The sequence below is a fragment of the Kitasatospora sp. NPDC056531 genome, assembly GCF_042794375.1.
Classification (GTDB): Bacteria; Actinomycetota; Actinomycetes; order Streptomycetales; family Streptomycetaceae; genus Kitasatospora.
The window spans coordinates 75,164-92,960 of sequence record NZ_JBHTTU010000033.1; the positions used below are offsets into that span (position 1 = coordinate 75,164).

Here is a 17,797-nt window from a genome sequence, read left to right on the forward strand (position 1 = left end):
AAAAATCCAGGAAGGATAGGGGAAAAGAAACAGACCGGAACGTAAAACCAGAAGCCCCCCACCGGGGCCGACCCGGGGGGGGCCGCTCTGCTGGGTGGGCGACTCGGGGTGCTCGACGCCGGGTGCGCGACGCCGTGCGCTCCGGTCAGCCGCCGACGCGCAAGTAGTGCCCCCAGTAGCCCTGCCAGGCCCCGTAGTGCTCGGCCAGCTTCTGGAACTCCGCCTCGTCGACGGGTCGGCCGTAGACCCGCTGGACGGCCCGGCCCATCTCCTTGTCGAGCACGATCCGCTCCATCCGACCGAGCCCGCGGATCAGCAGGAAGGACGCCGACCACTCGCCGATCCCGGGCAGCTTCAGCAGCCGCTCGCGGACCTCCTGGTACGGGCCGGTGCGCAGGAAGTGCTCGTCCAGCTCGGCCCAGAGCCGCACCGAGCGGTGCAGGTAGCCGGCCTTGCGCTGGTTGCCGATCAGGGCGACCAGTTCGGCCTCCTCGAAGCGGGCCAGCTGGTCGACGTCCGGGAAGGCCCAGAGCCGCTCACCGCCCACGTCGATCCGGTTGCCGACCGCCTCGACCAGGGACCGCTTCATCTGGCGGGCCACCGGCATCGGCACCCGCTGGCACAGGATCGCCCAGCAGAGCAGTTCGAACGGCGAGGGGAACTTGACCTGGTGGTAGCCGTGCAGCCGCTCCACCACCCGGGCGAATGGCTCGTCCTGCCGGGCGAGCCGGTAGAACCCGGCCAGGTCGTCGGAGAGCCCGAGGTAGAAGTCGATCCGGTCGGTGACCGCCGCCACCGCCTCGGCGGTGATCGGCTGCTCCGAGGCGAGCCGGGCGTCCAAGCCGGACGCCCCGGGCGCCGCCGTGAGGCGCACGCCCAGGGTCGCCCCGGCCTCCCGGACGGCCAGCGTGAGCGCCGCCTGCGCGGTGCCCTGCTGGCCGGCCATCGCCGGGAAGGAGCCGATGAAGCCGAGGGAGGCCCGGAAGTCGAACGGCTCCCGGGCGGGCAGCCGAATGTCCGTCAGGTGCAGGGCCGTCGCTTCCGTGGCCATGACTCAGTCCTCCTTGTGGTTGCTGGGCAGTCCGGGCGCGAGCGGCTGGCCCCACTCGTCGGAGAGCGCGTACAGCACGGCGAGCGCCGCGTTGCGCGGGACGGGGGCGAAGAACTCGGAGTCGGCCTTCTCCACCGCGTACATCGCCTTCTCCAGCAGCGCGGCCCCGGTCTCGGTGACCTGCACCCGCTTGGCGCGGGTGTCGACCAGGTCCGGGATCCGCTCGACCAGGCCCTTGCTCTCCAGGGTGCGCAGCACCTGGCTGGTCATCATCGGGTCGGTGCCGGAGTGGTCGGCCAGGTGGCGCTGGGTCGGCGGGCCCTCCTGGGCGCCGAGCCAGCCGGCGCCGGCGAGCAGCACGAACTGCACGTGCGTCAGGTCGTGCGGCTTGAGGGCCGCGGCGATGGCCCGCTGCCAGGAGAGGGTGACGCGCCAGAGCAGGAAGCCCGGGCTCTCGGCCGGCTTGGCGGGCCGCTCGAAGTCGGCCTCCGGCTGGTTCTGCACTGCGGACTCGTTCATGGCGGTGCTCACTTTCCCTCCGTGACAGGGGTCTGCTCGGTGGTCTGCATGTACTGGATCCCCCACATAGGTGGGCCCCTCTCTCCACTTACTATGCGCGTTTACTATATCGGATACGAGTATCCCGGGCGACCCGGCGGACGGGTCAGATCAGGGCCAGTTCCATCGCCCTCGCCACCGCCATGCCCCGGCTGTTCACCCCCAACTTGACGTTGATGTTGGCCAGGTGGCGGGCCGCGGTGTGCTCCGAGATCCCCAGGATCCGGGCGATCGCCCGGTTGGAGAGCCCGTCCCTGGCCCGGCCGATCACCGCCAGCTCGCGGTCGGTCAACAGCCCCCGACCGGGGTTGGCGAACGCCGCGAGCTCGGCCAGCACCGTCTCCGGGTCGGTGAAGTACGGCAGCGAGGCCCCGCCCGACAGGGTCCGGCTCACCGCCTCCGGAAGCGCCTCCACCATCCGACGGGCGACCGCCGCCGGGCACAGGTAGCTGTCCTCCCGGCGCAGCAGCAGCGTGGGAACGGCCACTTCGGCCAGCTCCGACCACGCGTTCAGCGCGCAGGAGTCCAGGAACAGCGCAGCGGCGGCCTCCGGCTGGGCGCACATCCGCTGGTAGTCGGCGTACCAGCGCACCTCCTCCGGCCTGGTCCCCGGCAGCAGCAGCTCGGCCACCAATCGGGAGCCGAGGTGCCAGTCCGCCCGGACCAGCCGCTCCACCGCGCCGGGCAGGTCGTCGGCCAGCCCGTCCGGGTGGTCGCGGTCCGCGGTGAAGGACGGCGCGGTGCCGAACAGCACCAGCCGGCTCACCCGGTCCGCGTAGCGGGCGGCGAACAGCATGGCCAGCGGCCCGGCCAGTCCGCTCGCCAGCACGATCACCCGCTCCTCCGCGCACGCGTCCACCACCGCTGCCAGATCGGCGAGTTGACGCTCCCGGGAAAAGTCCGGGTCCTCCTCCGCGGACATCCCGACCCCGGGCGGGTCGTAGCGGATCACCCGGAAGGACTCGGCCAGCGAGCGGTGGAAGTCGCCCACCGGCCCGACCGACCAGTCCACCGACAGGTGCGAGACCCAGCCGGGCAGCACCAGCAGCGCCGGGCCCTCGCCGCCGGCCGTCCACGAGATGTGCCGCCCGCCCTCGACCAGGCGGCGGCGGACCAGCGGTGCTTCCCCGCCTCTTGCTCCGGTCGGCCTGCTCATCCCTCGCTCTTCCCCCTTGCTCCAGCAGCCACGTTCCGTTGCTGTGCTGTTCGCAGCGTAAGGAAGCCCGGGGCCTGGGAGCTTGAGCCGAACTAGACGCCGGCAGGACGCGAAGAGCCGTTCCGCGAAGTACGCAGGTCGGGGCGGAGCACCCCGGCCGCCCTGCACAGTTCTGGGGATGGAGCACCCGTCGGCCGCCCCGCACACTGAGGTCCGGAAGACGGGAGGAAGGAAGGCCGAGGATGACGACGACCGTCGAGGAGACCATCTGGACGTCCGTGGTGCACGGCGCCGTGCACGGCGCGACCGTGACCGACCTCGGCGGCCGCCACCCCATGTCCGTCTCCGCCTGCGGCTTCACCGCGGCGGACGCCCGGCGCGGCGCGCTCGCCCGCTACCACGCGGCGCGCGCCCTACAGGAGGCCGCCAACGGCCCGACGGCCGTCGGTCCGGGCCCGGTCCGGGCGCTGCAGCCCGCGGACTTCGTCCCCGGCGCCGCCGAGCCCGTCGCCGCCCCGCCGCTGCCCGCGCTCTCCGGCGTCGGCGCGGTCAGCGGGCTGCGCTACCTGGTGCCGGCCCGGATCTTCTTCTCCGCCCCCGTCCCCGCCGCCGTGCGCGAACCCGTCCTGGACGGCGCTGGCGCACCCGGCCCGGCGCTCGCCGAGGTGCTCGCGCTGGACGTCGCGGCCCGCTGGTGGCGCCACCCGCACACCCGGCTGGCCGACGCCACCGTGCTGCTGGCCGACCGGCTGCCCGGGGAGGTCCGACGGGCGCTGCCCGCGCAGGGGCTGACGGCGGAGGCGTTCCTGTGGACCTCTGCCGGCTTCGCGCTCGGCATGGTCGTGATGCACCGCGGCGACGGCGACGCGGCGAGCTTCGGGGTGAGCGGCCGGGCGACGCCCGGCGCCGCCCTGGAGGACGCCTTCCTCAAGGCGATGGCCGCCCGGCTGGGCCGCCCGCCGGGGCCCGGCTCCGGCGGGCGGACGGTACGGCCCGGTGCGCACCGCGCCCGCCGCACCCGCTTCGCGCCGCCGACCGGTCCGAGCGGCACCCGGGCGCTGACGGCCTGGCACCAGGGCTCCGAGCAGCTCGCGCTGCTGCGCCGCCATGCCGTCGGGCGGCTGCCCGTCGGGCCCTGGCCCGCCGTCGACTGGGTGGAGCTGGCGCACCGGCGGTTCGGCCACGAGCCGGTGCTGGTCACCCTGCCGACCGCGGACGGCGGACGGACCGTCCAGGCCGCGTGTCCGGGGGCCGAGGTCTACCGCGCCTCGGCGGTGTCGGTGCCGAGCTTCCCGTTCTAAGCCGGTGGTGCTTGTGAGCTATACGTGTCCCGGCGTCCGTGCGCCGGGCCTTCGTCATGCCGCCAGCAGGTCGAGCAGCCGCCCCAGCGCGCCGCGGTCCGCGGCGGCCAGGCCGGCCAGCAGGTCCTCGTCCACCTGCCGCTCCAGCGTGGCGAGTTCGACGGCGAGCCGGACGCCCGGCTCGGTCAGTTCGATCCGGTAGGCGCGCCGGTCGGCCGGGTTTCGCCGGCGGACCACCCACCCCTGCTCCTCCAGCTGGTCGATCAGCCCGACCATGCTGGTCCGGTCGATCCCGAGCTGTTCGCCGAGGGCCTGCTGGGCGCTGGGGCCCTGGGCCACCAGGGTGGCCAGCACGGCGTGGTCCTTGGGCCGCACGCCGCGGTCCGCGAGCGCCCCGGCCAGCCGGTCGGAGAACCGGTCGGCCGCCAGGCGCAGCAGCCGGCCGGTGCCGGGCTCGGGCCGCCGGGCCGTGGCGGTGTCCACGGTCTCAGGCATGGACCGTCACCTCCTTGAGCAGATTGTCATGCGCGATGATAGTCAGCTCTAGAGATGGTTTTCCAGACCCCCGGCCCGAATCGCCGGGCCGGTTGTCCTCGGCCCCGTTGTCCTCGGCCTCGGCCTCGTGCGGCACCCGGGCAGCTGGCAGCGCCACCAGCGCGGCCGCCAGCCCGGCGCCGTGGGCCAGCGCCACCGGGACGCGCAGCCCGCCCACCGTACGCAGCACCGGCGCGCCCGCCTCGGTACGGCCCCAGCGGGTCCCTGCGGCCGTCCGGCCGGTGCCCGCGCACAGCGCCTCCCAGGCCCGCCGTCCGGCCAGCCTGGCCGCCGCCGAGTGGGCCCGCTGCCGCTCCCGGCGCGGCAGGCCGCCCGGGACGGCCACCAGGGCGGCGCGCAGCCGCGGCGGCGGGCGGTGGCCGAGGCCCGGGGCGGCGACCACCGCCGCCAGCACCGAACCCCCGACCTCCCGCACCGCGCCGCGCAACACCCGGGGAAAGTCCGGCGGGTGGCGACCGCCCGCGATCCGGACCACCCGAGCCCCGCCACCGGGCGGTGCCACCTCGATCCCGCGCCAGCCGATCCCGTCGAAGCCCGTCCCGAGCGCCTTGAGCACGGCCTCCTTGACCGCCCACACCTCGGTGAGCGCGCGCGGGTCGGCCGCGGTGGCGGCGAGCTCTCGCTCGGTGAACGCCACCGCGGCCACCTGCGGGGTGCGCCGCAGCCGTACCGCCCAGTCCGCGACGTCCGAGACGTCGACCCCCAAGCGGACCACCACGGCTCAGTCCGCCTCTCGCCCGTCCGGCTCTGCGGCGCACCGGGCGGGACCGGCGGGCTGCGCAGGGGCCTGCCCGGTCGGGCCGACCATCGCGACCACCCTGGTCCAGCCGGCGCCCGCGCCGGCCACGGCGACCGGGAAGCAGGTCACCATGAAGCCGGTGGGCCCGGGCAGTTCCTCCAGCCGGTTGAGCTTCTCCAGCTGCAGGTACTCGCTGATCCGCCCGTAGATGTGGGCGGGCCACAGGACCTCGCGGTCACCGGTGCGGTGGTACTCCTCGACCATCGCGGCCATCGGGCGGTCGAGCCCCCAGGCGTCGATGCCGATCACCTTGACCCCGCGCTCCACCAGGAAGGCGGTGCCCTTCCCGGAGAGGCCGGCGTACTCGGTGAGGTACTCCGCAGTGCCCCAGTGCTTCGAGGCGCCGGTCCAGAGCAACACGATGTCGCCCGGGGCCAGTTCGTGCTCGGCCTCGTCCAGCGCGGCGATCAGCTGGTCCACCGTGATCGCACTGCCGACCGGCACATGGCGGACGTCCAGGCGCACGCCCGGCCCGTAGCACCACTCCAAGGGGACCTGGTCGATGCTCTTCGCGGGCGCGCCACCGGACTCCGGCCCGTAGTGCAGGGGCGCGTCCATGTGCGTCCCGGTGTGGGTGGTCAGCGTGACGGTCTCGCTGGAGACCGCCATGCCGTCCGGGAACGCGTCCGGACCGAGTCCGAGCACGACGGCGCCGGTCTCGTGGTCGAGGACCTCGACCTCGACCGGGGTCGCCTCGCTCGGGGTGTCCTGGACGATGACGCTCAGGTCGATCAACCGGAGCCCGGGCACCGCAGGCGGTGGGCCCTCGTGCTCTGTCATCGGATACCTCCGTGGATACCTCCGGCTTTAGCCGGGGGAGGAAACGGACTTCCCGCGGAGCGGGACAGGGAAAGGCAGATCACCGTCAAGGCGATTTGCCGGTTCGGAAGATGATTACTCGTCATGTGGTCACAATCCGGGGTGCTTCGGTGTGAGCCATGCCGACCAGTCACGTGAAGCGGGCCTTCAAGTTCCGCTTCTATCCGACCCCGGAGCAGGCCGATGTGCTTGCCCGGACGCTCGGATGTGTCAGGAAGGTCTACAACATGGCGCTGGCCGCCCGTGCTGAGGCGTGGGCGATCCGCCAGGAGCGCATCACCTACAACCAGACCTCGGCGATGCTGACGGCCTGGAAGAAGACCGAGGAACTGGCCTACCTCAATGAGGTGTCCAGCGTCCCGATGCAGCAGGCGCTTCGCCACTTGCAAGGGGCGTTCACCAACTTCTTCGCCAAGCGGGCGAAGTACCCGCGTTTTAAGTCCAGGCACAAGTCCCGCGCCAGCGCGGAGTACACCAGCTCGGCGTTCCGCTTCCGGAACGGTGAGCTGACCTTGGCGAAGACGGTCGAGCCACTGGCCGTTGTGTGGTCCAGGCCGCTGCCCGAGGGGGCGGTGCCGTCCACGGTGACCGTCTCCCGTGACGTGGCAGGGCGCTGGTTCGTGTCGATGCTGTGCGAGGACTCCGGCGTCAAGCCGCTGCCCGTGCTGGACACGGCGGTCGGCATCGACGCCGGACTCGACAGCCTGGTGACGCTCTCCACCGGGGAGAAGATCACCAACCCGCGCCATGAGCGCAAGGACCGTGCCGCCCTCGCCCAGGCCCAGCGCGACCTTGCACGCAAGGCCAAGGGCAGCAACAACCGGGCCAAGGCCCGGACCAAGGTCGCCAAGATCCACGCGAGGATCGCCGACCGGCGCAGGGACTTCCTGCACAAGCTCACCACTCGACTCGTGCGCGAAAACCAAACGCTCGCGATCGAGGACCTGACCGTGCGCAACATGGTCAAGAACCACGCCCTCGCCCGCGCCATCTCGGACGCGAGCTGGACCGAACTGCGGTCCATGCTGGAATACAAGTCGGCCTGGTACGGCAGGGACCTGGTGGTCGTGGACCGCTGGTTCCCCTCGTCCAAGCTGTGCTCGTACTGCGGCAGCCTCGCCAAGGCCATGCCGCTGAACGCCCGCACCTGGACGTGTGGCTGCGGCACGACCCACGACCGGGACGTGAACGCAGCCAAGAATCTCCTGGCCGCCGGACTGGCGGTCACAGCCTGTGGAGACGGTGTAAGACCTCAACGGAGCACTCCGGGCGGGCAGTCGTCGATGAAGCAGGAAGTAGTCCCACCGCAGCGCACACGCGCGGCGGCTCAGCCGCGAGGTTGAGAGGGAATCCCCCTTCCCTTAAGAAGGGGGAGGAAGTCAACACGCCTCCTCTCCTCACCTGTCGACGGTCTCGCCCACCGCGCGGGCGGGCGAGCCGCGGTTCAGATCCGGCCGTCCAGGAACTCGACCAGTTGGGCGACCGTACGGACGTTCTTCAGCGCCTTGCCGTCGGGGGCCTGGCCGCCCACCAACGAGGCGACGGTCTCGACCAGTTCGGCGGAGTCGATGTCCAGGTCGGCGCGCAGCTGCGCCTCCGGGACGATCTCCTCGGCCTCGATGCCGAGTTCGACCAGCACGGCCTTGAGCCGGTCGAAGGTGGACAGGGTCTGGGTGCTCATCTCGGGTTCTCCCTCGACTGGTTGTGTTCGGTTCTCTGACGTGCCGTCACGTCGTCTCGTCCGTTTGTCAGTTCGTGTCCGCGGCGGGCCCGCGCAGCACCAGGGCCGCCACGGTGCCGTCCGCGCCGCGCGCGTTGACCAGCGCGGTGCGCACCGACCGCACCCGGGGGGCGTCGACGATCAGGTCCAGTTCGGTCGCCTCCCGCTCCCCCGCGGTGATCCCGGCCACCGGCGGCACCGCTCCGTTGCGGATCGCCAGCAGCGCGGCCAGCAGGTCCACGGCCGGGGCCGCGCCGAGCAGGTGGCCGGTGACCGGCTTGACGGTGGTGCACGGCACCTGGTCGACCGCGCCCGCCCCGAGCAGGTCCGCCACCGCCCGGACCTCGCCGGCGTCGGCGTAGACGGTGCCCTGCGCGTCCAGGGCGATCAGGTCGAGGTCCTGCGGGGCGACCTCGGCCTCCTTCAGCGCGGTCTGCGCCACGTGGGTCAGCACGTCGGTACCGGTGCGGCCGAAGACCTGGTCCGAGCTGGCGTGCCCGGCGGCGAACCCGGCGACCTCGGCGAGGATCTCGGCGCCGCGCGCCCTGGCGCTCTCCTCGGACTCCAGGGTGAAGACCACCGCGCCCTCGCCCACCAGGTAGCCGTCCGCCCCGGCGCCGAACGGCCGGTAGTCGCCCGGGGTGAGCCGCCCGCTGGTCTCGCAGAAGGTGTAGGTGTACGGCGTGACCGGCGCCTCGGCGCCGCCGGCCAGCATCGCCTCCGCGCGGCCCTCGGCGATCGCCCGCACCGCGTAGCCGATCGCCACGGCGGCGCTGGCGGTGTCCGCCGCGACGGTCTTGGAGAAGCCCTTGATCCCCCACTTGATGCTGATCTGGCCCTGCGGCGCGGTGGGGAACCAGGCCGAGGCGATGTACGGGCTGACGCCGGTGTAGCCGACCTGGCAGAGCCGGCGCATGCTCTCCTCGGTGATCTCCCAGCCGCCGTACATGTTGCCCAGGTAGACGCCGACCCCCTCAGGGGCCTCGGCCGGGTCCAGGTCGGCGGCGGCCAGCGCGTCCTGCGCGGCGACCAGGGCCAGTTGGCAGAAGCGGTCCATCCGCTTGCGCAGCCTCAGCGGGATCGAGGCGACCGCCTCGTCCCCGGCGACGCCCGCGCGGTGCGCGGTGTACGGCCCGGTCGGGAAGCGGTCGATCTCGGCGACCGCCGGGCGAGCCGCGCCGACCAGGTCCCAGAACTGCTCGGTGGTGCGGGCGCCCGGGAGAGCCAGCCCCACCCCGGTGATGACGACCTTGCGCATCTCGTGTCCTCTCTTTCCGTCGGGTGGCTCAGGCGCGGCCGAGGACGACCGTCGAGTGGATGCCGCCGAAACCGCTGGAGAGGCTGGCGATGGCGTCCACGGTCGCCTCGCGGGCGGTGTTCGGGATGTAGTCGAGGTCGCAGTGCTCCCCCGGCTCGACGTGGTTGACGGTGGGTGGCAGCCGGTGCTCGTTCAGCGCGAGCACGCAGGCCACGAACTCCAGGGCGTTGGCGGCGGCCAACGCGTGGCCGACCATCGACTTGATCGAGCTGACCGGCGTCCGGTACGCCTGCTCGCCGAGCACCAGCTTGACGGCGTTGGTCTCGCAGACGTCGTTCTGCGGCGTCGAGGAGCCGTGGGCGTTCACGTAGCCGATCCGCTCGGCGGGCAACTTCGCGTCGTCCAGAGCAAGTTGGAAGGAGCGCGCGAGGTCGGTGCCGTGCTCGGCCAGGTCGGTCATGTGGAAGGCGTTGGCGCTGCTGCCGAAACCGAGCACCTCGCCGAGGATCACGGCGCCGCGCTCGCGGGCGTGCTCCCACTCCTCCAGCACCGCGATGCCCGCGCCCTCGGCCAGCACGAAGCCGTCCCGGAACCGGTCGAACGGACGGGAGGCGTGCTCCGGGTCGTCGTTGCGCACCGACAGTGCGCCGATCACGTCGAAGCAGGCGACCACGAACGGGGTGATCGGGGCCTCGGCGGCGCCGGCCACCATCACGTCGGCGTCGCCGCGCCGGATGGCGTCGAAGGCGAAGCCGACCGCGTCGTTGCCGCCGGTGCAGCCGGTGGTCAGGGTGACCGCCGGGCCGTACAGGCCGAAGGCGTCGGCGACCGCGGCGGTCGGGGTGTTGAAGGTCGCGGACAGGTGCAGCCGGCGGTGCGCGGCGGCCACGTCGATCGGGCCGGTGCCGCCCGCCGTCAGGTCCGGAAAGTGCTCGGTCATGAACTTGGTGCCGCCGATCGCGTTGGCGATCACCACACCGGTGCGGAACGGGTCGACCTCGCCCGGTCCGTCCAGTCCGGCGTCGGCCATCGCCTCGTACGCGGCGGCCAGGGCGATTCGGACCACCCGGTCGTCGCCGTCCGGCTCCTCGGCCGGGCTGCCGGGCAGGACCACCGGCGGCAACTGGCCGGCGATCTGCGAGTTGAATCCCGAAGCATCGAAGGAGCCGATGCGGGAGACGCCGTTGCGGCCCTCCCAGAGGCCTTCGGCGAAGTTCTTCTTTCCGATGCCATTGGGGGCCAGGACCCCCAGGCCCGTGATCGCGACTCGACGCATCGCGCTCTCCTTGTCCCTCTCGGTCGGTGAAGTGGTCGGTGCTCAGTGCTCTTTACGGCCGGTCGGGCCAGGTCTCAAGCCACCAGCAGGTGCTCGTCGCCCACGGTGAGTGCCATCGCGTCGCCCCAGCCGGCGCAGGACGCGGAGACCGCCTTGCGGTCGAACTGCCGTAGCAGGCCGCGCAGTACGGTGCCGGGACCGACCTCGATGCAGGTGTCCACGGCCTCCGCGCGCAACGTCTCCATCACGCCGACCCACTCCACGGGGGCGGCGATCTGACGGGCCAGCAGGCGGCGGTAGGAATCGAGATCGGTGACCAACTGGCCGGTCATGCTGCTGATCAACGGGGTGTGGCCGGCATGCAGCGGCAGGTCGGCGATCAGCGGGGCCAGCCGGTCCTCCGCCTGCGCCATCAACGGCGAGTGGAAGGCGCCGTGCACCTCCAACGGGATCACCGCCTTGGCGCCCCGCTCCAGCAGCGCCCCGGACAGCAGCCGGACGGCCTCGCTCTCCCCGGAAACCACCGACTGGCGCGGGCTGTTGGCATTGGCGACCACCACCGTGCCGGACACCTCGGCTGCGACCGCCCGTACCGTCGCCGGGTCCATCCCCAGCACGGCGGCCATCGCCCCCGGCGTCGCCACACAGCAATCCGCCATCTCGGCCGCCCGGTTGGCGACCACCACCAACGCGTCGTCCAGGTCGAGCCAGCCGCCCGCCACCAGCGCCGAGTACTCCCCCAGGCTGTGCCCGGCCACCACGGCCGGGGCCAGCCCGAGCAGGTCCAACTCGGCCGTCAGCGCGCAGGACAGCGCCAGCACGGACAGCTGGGTCGGCACCGTCTCGGTCAGCCGCTCGGCCGGACCGACCAGCACCGCCTCCTCGATGTCCTGCCCCACCATCGCCCCGGCCCGGCGCAGCACTTGTCCGAAGAAGGGCGACCGCTCGTACAGGTCGGCCCCCATGCCCACGTGCTGGCTGCCCTGCCCGGGGAAGAGGAACGCGTACCGGTGCCCCATGAGCTGCCACCCTCTCTGTGCATCACCATTCTTGAATGTCAGCATGACTGATGGTTTTGCAGACTGTCAATCAGCTCATCCGACCATCAGTTCCCCTCGCCCAGCCCTTGACGGGCCCTCGAACACACGCAAAAGGGCCCGGTCCGGACATTCGTCCGAACCGGGCCCTCTCGCCCGTCTGTCACCGTCTCCCCAGGTCAGGGGTCGTTCGCCGAGGCTCCTGAAGAGCCGGGACCCCAACCCCCTGCCACACCGTACGGATACGACCCTTGGCGATACCAGTCCACCAGGGGCAGGAAACACCACGCCCGAGAGCTATCCGGCGTTCCAACTGCGCTTGCCGAACGGCGGCCCGGTCGCGCACGGCCGCCTGCTGGTCGAAAGAGTCAGCGGAAGCCAGAACTTCGTGATCAGCACCGGGCCACCGGCCCGCTCCGAGGTGGCGCCGTCGTTCGCACTGGGCGCGGCACCGTCCTACTGGCCGCAGCCGGCGTCGGCGGCCACAACCTGCGGGGCAAGCCCCCCAGGCGATCAGCTCTTCCAACGTGTCGATCGCGAGCCGCCACTTCTCGACGTGCCCGACCTCCGGCGGCAGGCCGGTGCGTCTCCCGCGGTCGCCGTCGCGGTCGTCCCAGTCCGACCGCACGAACAGCCGCCAGGACAACGGGCTGGAAGCCCTGTCGGCGACAACGTGGACGCTCACCCTGACCCGGCAGAGCGAGCGCGCGCCGAGACCCCCGCGAAGCCTCTCCGCCTCGCCAAGATCCACGGGCCGCAGCATGCACTGCCGCGACCACCAAGATCAAATCAACCTGACGAAGCACTATTGGAGGACCCGGGAGATCCCGGGCACCGCCCGAGACATTCCGATCGTCCTGTCTCTCAGACCAGCGAATTCTACAGAATTCCGACAGGCGCCTACAGAAATCTTTACATCCCGCACAGGCCGCTGTTAGCCTGCCTTCGGCGCCGTTTGCGCCGTGGGTTGCTTTCATGAGGTTGTGAGGTTTGCGGTCAGGATGTTGACAACAGGAAAAGTTCTGCGATTCGATGACGTGCGCGGCTACGGATTCATCGCCCCCGATAACGGCGGCGAAGACATCTTCATGCACGCGAATGATCTTCTCAGCGAGAAGCACATGATCCAGCCAGGCATCCGGGTGTCGTTCGAGTCGGAAATGGGTGATCGCGGACGCAAGGCGTCCGACGTTCGCATCATCGACGGTGAGCAGCCCGCAGCGACCCTGCCGAGCGCACCGGCGAGCGCCAAGGTGCGGGCAGGACTCGACTCCGAGGACGGCCTGTGCGATGTGCTGTCGGCCGGTGAGTTCCAGCAGGAGCTGACCGAAGCCCTGCTCCGTGCGGTTCCGACACTGACCGGCTCCCAGCTGCTAGAGGTGCGCGCCTGTGCGGTCGAGCTGTCCCGCACCCACGGCTGGGTCGAGTCCTGAACGCGGGCTGAGCCCCGCCGCTCCGGCTGAGCGGCACGCCGGGGAAACGGCACGCGGGTACCGGTCCCGTCTCCCCGGCTGAGGCCGCCGGAGATCCTGAGTTGCCACTTCAGGCTCCGCGGCTGCGGCCGGCCTCCGGGTCTCCGGCGGTCGGCCGCGAACCTCCCGTCACTGCGCTGCGGCGAACTGGAGACCACTCATCTGGATACCGGTAGGCAGTTCCTGTCGCCCTGCAATGTCGAGCTTGCGGTAGACCCGGGTGAGGTGCTGCTCGACTGTACTGACGGTGATACAGAGCTTGTCCGCGATTTCACGATTGGTGTGTCCCCGCGCAGCCAACCATGCGACGCGCAGCTCCGACTCGCTGAGGGCACTGTCAGGGGTCACGGTCTCGGCGCTCTCCTCGAACCGGGACTCCTCCGCGCCCGGCCTGTTGCCGTTGGCGGCTCCAGCCTCCTCGGACAGCGGCCGGGCTCCGCACTCCTGCGCGATGTGGTGGGCCTGACGCAGCAGCATGCTGGCCCGGCCCGACTCACCCTTGGACTGATGGACCGACCCCAGCTCGAGCAGAACCCTGGCCAACTCCAACTTGTCGCCCGACAGCTGGAGTTCGTCAAGCGCTTGAGCGAGAAGCGCCGGCCGGTCCTCGACCGCGGCCAGGGACGCCTTGAGCCGCAAAGCGATACCGCGGCTGCGCCGAGCATTGTGCGGCGTCTTCGCGAGGTGCTCCGCGATGAGGCCATCGGCACGATCCCGGTCACCGAGCGCGACCAGCGCCTCGGCAGCATCCGCCCGCCAGGGCGTCACGGCCGGGTCGTCGACACCCCAACGCTCCGCCAGCCGGCCCACGGCAAGGAACTGGCCTAGAGCGACATCGAACCGGTTGGTGGCGAGGAAGTACCGCCCATGCGCCCTGCGATAGCCTAGCCAGTGGACACTCCTGAATAGGGCATCAGTCACCGGCCGGTCAAGCTGACGAGCTGCCTCGTCATACTTCCCCATGTTCGTGTACACCATCGCGAGAATTCCGATGGGAGCACCAGAAAAAGAAGTTCCGTATTTCTGCGATATATGATGCAGCGACCTGACTGCGAATTCCTCCGCGCCTACCAGGTCCCCCCGATGGAGGGAGATCTCCGCGCGGACACAGGAGAATACAGCCTCCCATCCTCGCGCATTCCTGGCGGCCGATTCCTTGAGGAATCGATCACACCACCTTCCAGCCATGTCGATCCTGCCGCGATGGAGCAGTGTCCGAAGCGAACTCACGATCGGATCGAGAGTCGAATCGGTCAATGGCGAGCTGTCCAGCAGCTCCTCCAACTGGACGATCCTGTCCGGCCTTTGGCGCCCCGGCAGCCATCGGGCAGCCGACCCGAGCCCGTGCAGCCGACCGGAGGACGACTTGGGATGAATCGACACCGCCTTCGGCCGCAGCGCCGGCTGCACGGCGGGCACCGACCGGACGGGGGCGATGCTCGCGGTCAGCCACGGCCTGACGAACTGGACTTCGGCCTCAGCGCGGATCTCTGCCGTCGTCAGCTGCTCCAACCTGTCGAGCACCTCACGCGCATCATCGATCCAGCCGTGCGCGCAGAGCAGCTTGGCCAGCGGTGCGAGGTTCGACACCGACAGGAGGTCCCTATTCAGCGCGCACATCAGCTCCCTGAGATGCAGCTCCACTCCGGAGAGATTGACCCGGCGCATGACGTCGGCCAACCTCAGCTTGATCTCGATCCGCTGCCGGCCGTCCTCACTCATCGCATGCGCAAGCTCCAGGTAGGACGACGCGCACTTGACGTTGCCATCGGCGAGCGCCTGCTCCGCCGCATCCCGCAGTACGGCGATACCCCACGGGTGACGGACCTGGTCGGCGACCCTCAGGTGCGCAGCCACGGTCGTGGTGGTCGCGCTCTCCGAGTAGAGGAGTGCTGCCGCCCGAAGGTGCAGCTCCACCCGCACCGACTCTTCCATGCTCTCCAACACGGCGGTCCTGGCCATCGGGTGCCGGAACGAGTAACCGCTGATGATCCCGGCGGCATTCAGGGCCCGCACTCCCTGATCCACCGCCGTCGAGGTGATGCCGAGCAGCCGGGCAAGGATGCCGCTGCTGTCCGCGCCACCCAGGACCGCCAGGCCCTGCGCCACCGCAAGGGCCGCGGCGCCGTCCCGGTAGAGGTAGGCGAGGATGGCCCGGCCGAACGCGCCACCTGCGGTGGGCTGTGGGCTCTCAGGGGGTTCCTGTCGCTCCCGACACGACAACGCATGGTAATCCTCCATCAGCGCCCGTACCAGCAGCGGGTTCCCACCCGTGGCGGCGTGGAAGCCATCCACAACCTGGCTGTCAGCAGGGATGCTCGTGTCGCGCTCCAGGATTCGCCCGACTCCCCTCCGGGTGAGCCCACTGAGCTGGATGCGCCGCAGGTTCGGCTGGCGCAGCAGTTCGGTACTGAACACCGGGTCACGCAGCGTGCCAGCCAGTGACTCGGTGAAGATCATCATCAGCCGGGCGGCACGACACCGGCGGGCCGCATGGAGCAGGAAATGCAGGGAATCACGGTCGGCATACTGCACGTCGTCGACCGCGATGACTACCGGCGCAATAGCGGACAGCTTCTGCAAAATTGCAGAAAACTCCTCCATGGCTTCAGCGCGAGCGGCTCCCTTTAAAAGCTCATGGAACCGATTCACAGAGTCCGCGGGAACCCGTCCGGACCCCAGCAACTGGCGCACCACACCGAGCTGGTTGACACTCTCCATCGAGGCAGCATTAGCTCGCAGAGCAATTACCCCAACCCCCGACAATTTCTCGACAAATATTTCGAGAATCTCACTCTTACCGCATCCGAAAGCAGCCTCGACAACAACCACTCCGGACTTCTCGGCCAGACAGTCACCGAAGGCCGATTCAAGCAGTTTCAGCTCCACTTCCCGGTCGACCAGAACCAAAACTCCCCCTAGAGTTCGATGCGAGTCCAGTTGATCAAAATTCCCAAAATGGGAACCTGACCCACCGAAAGGAACAACCTTCATGAATTCGAGCCGATAGGCTAGTATATCCTCGTAACGGTTCGAGTCAAACACTCTTTCGGCCATCACGGTAGGCAATCGAGGGGCTACGAAGCGCCATAATGGCTGGATGCATCGTCTCAAAAGGTGCCTCTTCCCCGAGCCCCGGTAGCCATGGAGGGGCACGTGACTCCGGCCGAATCGGGGCTGCAGCCTCAGTGCCGGAACGACGTCTGCCCGTTCGTCGAGGGCGGTGAAGACGCCCTCGACGAGGCGCTTGGCCAGGCGCGCAGAGTGTGCGGCGCGATGCGGGCGCGTCCGCGATGACCAGCACGTCTCGGCACCGCTCTTGGCCTCGCCCGGGTAGAGATCCGGCGATGCGACGCATCGTCAGCCCGGGAAGGCAGGCGATACGGCTCCCACTTCGGGGGCCACAGCCACCGGCAGCGCGCCGATGGTCGCCAGCCAGTGCGGGATCTGCGCTCGAGCCCCTTAATCAACGGCCTGCCAACACCCCCGGCAGTCGGCGACACCACCTTATTCGACACTTCGGACATTCATTTCCGGGGGCGACCGGGTCACCCGTAAGGGGATCACCGCCGCCTCTACGGGATACCTCGTCGCCGGCTAGGGGTTCCGTCGGAGCGTTAGGGGTGGTAGTCGGGATCGGCCAGTCGCTACCATGCTACATATTCGCGTGTTTTCATTCGCCTGTGTTCCCGGGCATGTCCGTCCGGCAGGTACCGACCGATGTTGGACAGAGCCTCCCGACGCGAGGCCAGCCCCTCCTCGGCAAGGAGGAGCAATGCCGCTGAATGTTGGAAATCTGCCGATCGGCACTGCCGTGACCGCATTCTGACTGCACAAGCGCCAGATTCACGCGCATATATTCGCAGGAAAGAACCGCCGGACAGAACTTCTGTCCGGCTCGTACCTCTTTCCGGGGCTCTTCGGACCCCACGCATCCTTTGCTCTCTCTCAGCGGGGTAAGAAATGACGGACGAATCTCAGCTCGTTGATTACCTGCGGCGGATGACAGCCGACCTCCGTCTGGCGCATCGCCGCATCAAGAAGCTGGAGGCAGGGGACACCGAGCCGATCGCGATCGTGGGCATGGCCTGCCGCTATCCGGGTGGCGTGACGTCGCCGGACGAGCTGTGGCAGCTGGTGGCGGAAGGCCGGGACGCGATCGCGGCCATGCCCGACAACCGCGGCTGGGACCTGGAGAAGCTGTACGGCCCCGAGGCCGGCGGCTCCACCACGATGGAGGGCGGTTTCCTCTACGACGCGGGCGAATTCGATGCCGAGTTCTTCGGCATCTCGCCGCGTGAGGCCCTGGCGATGGACCCGCAGCAGCGGCTGCTGCTGGAGACCTCGTGGGAGGTGTTCGAGCGCGCCGGCATCGACCCGCACTCCGTCCGGGGCAGCCGGACCGGTGTGTTCGCCGGCGTCATGTACCACGACTACGCCGGCGAACTCGCCACGCTGCCACCGGAGGTGGCGGGATACCTCAGCACTGGCATGGCGGGCAGTGTGCTGTCCGGCCGGGTGGCCTACACCCTGGGCCTGGAAGGCCCCGCGGTGACCCTCGACACCGCCTGCTCCTCCTCACTGGTCGCCCTGCACCTGGCCGTCCAGGCCCTGCGCAACCGCGAGTGCGACCTCGCCATGGCCGGCGGCGTCACCGTCATGGCCACACCCACCACGTTCCTGGAGTCGTCACTTCAGAACGGCCTTGCGTCGGACGGGCGGTGCAAGTCCTTCTCCACCGACGCCGACGGGACCGGCTGGTCCGAGGGCGCCGGCGTCATCCTCGTCGAACGCC

General features: G+C 70.2%; 16 protein-coding genes and 1 pseudogene. 4 read left to right on the plus strand and 13 right to left on the minus strand.

Annotated elements, in window-relative coordinates; all coding sequences use genetic code 11:
• Nucleotides 1–145 precede the first annotated feature (145 nt).
• The 3 genes from ACFQ87_RS25615 to ACFQ87_RS25625 all read right to left on the minus strand — a co-directional run bounded on the left by ACFQ87_RS25615 (nucleotide 146) and on the right by ACFQ87_RS25625 (nucleotide 2,765).
• Nucleotides 146–1,051 (minus strand): DNA-3-methyladenine glycosylase family protein, encoded by a 906-nt coding sequence (locus tag ACFQ87_RS25615; RefSeq protein WP_380613143.1) that lies wholly within the window; start codon nucleotides 1,049–1,051, stop codon nucleotides 146–148.
• A gap of 3 nt (nucleotides 1,052–1,054) precedes the next feature.
• A complete protein-coding gene (locus tag ACFQ87_RS25620; protein ID WP_380613144.1) occupies nucleotides 1,055–1,570 on the minus strand; it encodes a MarR family winged helix-turn-helix transcriptional regulator in 516 nt (171 codons plus the stop codon).
• A gap of 145 nt (nucleotides 1,571–1,715) precedes the next feature.
• The gene (locus ACFQ87_RS25625; RefSeq protein WP_380613145.1) at nucleotides 1,716–2,765 is read right to left on the minus strand and encodes an alpha/beta fold hydrolase; all 1,050 of its coding nucleotides are present in this window, start codon (nucleotides 2,763–2,765) and stop codon (nucleotides 1,716–1,718) included.
• 242 nt (nucleotides 2,766–3,007) lie between these two features.
• Here ACFQ87_RS25625 and ACFQ87_RS25630 point away from each other — a divergent pair, with 242 nt between their 5' ends.
• Complete coding sequence (locus ACFQ87_RS25630; protein ID WP_380613146.1) at nucleotides 3,008–4,066, plus strand: hypothetical protein; 1,059 nt, start codon at nucleotides 3,008–3,010, stop codon at nucleotides 4,064–4,066.
• A 54-nt stretch (nucleotides 4,067–4,120) separates the two neighbouring features.
• Here the strand turns inward: ACFQ87_RS25630 and ACFQ87_RS25635 are convergent, their stop codons facing one another.
• Genes ACFQ87_RS25635 through ACFQ87_RS25645 form a run of 3 tightly spaced genes read right to left on the minus strand, consistent with a single transcriptional unit; the run spans nucleotide 4,121 to nucleotide 6,200 of the window.
• Nucleotides 4,121–4,561, minus strand: coding sequence for a MarR family winged helix-turn-helix transcriptional regulator (locus ACFQ87_RS25635; RefSeq protein WP_380613147.1), 441 nt, complete (start codon nucleotides 4,559–4,561; stop codon nucleotides 4,121–4,123).
• Nucleotides 4,554–5,339, minus strand: coding sequence for a 4'-phosphopantetheinyl transferase superfamily protein (locus tag ACFQ87_RS25640; RefSeq protein ID WP_380613148.1), 786 nt, complete (start codon nucleotides 5,337–5,339; stop codon nucleotides 4,554–4,556). The genes ACFQ87_RS25635 and ACFQ87_RS25640 overlap by 8 nt, the downstream gene beginning before the upstream one ends.
• Nucleotides 5,340–5,342: 3 nt before the next feature.
• Nucleotides 5,343–6,200: a cyclase family protein gene (locus ACFQ87_RS25645; RefSeq protein WP_380613149.1), complete on the minus strand. Its 858-nt coding sequence runs from the start codon at nucleotides 6,198–6,200 to the stop codon at nucleotides 5,343–5,345.
• Nucleotides 6,201–6,358: 158 nt separating this feature from the next.
• Here ACFQ87_RS25645 and ACFQ87_RS25650 point away from each other — a divergent pair, with 158 nt between their 5' ends.
• Nucleotides 6,359–7,582 carry an RNA-guided endonuclease InsQ/TnpB family protein gene (locus tag ACFQ87_RS25650; RefSeq protein WP_380613150.1) on the plus strand — a complete coding sequence of 408 codons (1,224 nt, stop codon included), beginning with the start codon at nucleotides 6,359–6,361 and terminating at the stop codon, nucleotides 7,580–7,582.
• Nucleotides 7,583–7,683: 101 nt separating this feature from the next.
• On the opposite strand, the gene ACFQ87_RS25655 is transcribed toward ACFQ87_RS25650, so the two are convergent.
• The 5 genes from ACFQ87_RS25655 to ACFQ87_RS25675 all read right to left on the minus strand — a co-directional run bounded on the left by ACFQ87_RS25655 (nucleotide 7,684) and on the right by ACFQ87_RS25675 (nucleotide 12,293).
• Nucleotides 7,684–7,920: a phosphopantetheine-binding protein gene (locus ACFQ87_RS25655; RefSeq protein ID WP_350743348.1), complete on the minus strand. Its 237-nt coding sequence runs from the start codon at nucleotides 7,918–7,920 to the stop codon at nucleotides 7,684–7,686.
• Nucleotides 7,921–7,987: 67 nt separating this feature from the next.
• A complete protein-coding gene (locus tag ACFQ87_RS25660) occupies nucleotides 7,988–9,217 on the minus strand; it encodes a beta-ketoacyl-[acyl-carrier-protein] synthase family protein (protein ID WP_380613151.1) in 1,230 nt (409 codons plus the stop codon).
• A gap of 28 nt (nucleotides 9,218–9,245) precedes the next feature.
• Entirely contained in the window at nucleotides 9,246–10,493 is a 1,248-nt protein-coding gene (locus ACFQ87_RS25665) for a beta-ketoacyl-[acyl-carrier-protein] synthase family protein (RefSeq protein ID WP_380613152.1), read from the minus strand.
• Between the two features lie 74 nt (nucleotides 10,494–10,567).
• A complete protein-coding gene (locus ACFQ87_RS25670; RefSeq protein ID WP_380613153.1) occupies nucleotides 10,568–11,512 on the minus strand; it encodes an ACP S-malonyltransferase in 945 nt (314 codons plus the stop codon).
• 181 nt (nucleotides 11,513–11,693) lie between these two features.
• Nucleotides 11,694–12,293, minus strand: a complete 600-nt coding sequence (locus ACFQ87_RS25675; protein ID WP_380613154.1) for a transposase — start codon at nucleotides 12,291–12,293, stop codon at nucleotides 11,694–11,696.
• Nucleotides 12,294–12,513: 220 nt separating this feature from the next.
• Here ACFQ87_RS25675 and ACFQ87_RS25680 point away from each other — a divergent pair, with 220 nt between their 5' ends.
• Complete coding sequence (locus ACFQ87_RS25680; protein ID WP_380613155.1) at nucleotides 12,514–12,963, plus strand: cold-shock protein; 450 nt, start codon at nucleotides 12,514–12,516, stop codon at nucleotides 12,961–12,963.
• Between the two features lie 168 nt (nucleotides 12,964–13,131).
• Here the strand turns inward: ACFQ87_RS25680 and ACFQ87_RS25685 are convergent, their stop codons facing one another.
• On the minus strand, nucleotides 13,132–15,912 hold the full coding sequence (locus ACFQ87_RS25685; RefSeq protein ID WP_380613156.1) for an AAA family ATPase: 2,781 nt from the start codon (nucleotides 15,910–15,912) through the stop codon (nucleotides 13,132–13,134).
• A 347-nt stretch (nucleotides 15,913–16,259) separates the two neighbouring features.
• Nucleotides 16,260–16,434, minus strand: a pseudogene (locus tag ACFQ87_RS25690) (transposase); the annotation flags it as partial.
• Between the two features lie 531 nt (nucleotides 16,435–16,965).
• On the opposite strand from ACFQ87_RS25690, the gene ACFQ87_RS25695 reads away from it, so the two are divergent.
• A partial coding sequence (locus tag ACFQ87_RS25695) for a beta-ketoacyl synthase N-terminal-like domain-containing protein (protein ID WP_380613157.1) occupies nucleotides 16,966–17,797 on the plus strand: 832 nt, incomplete at its 3' end.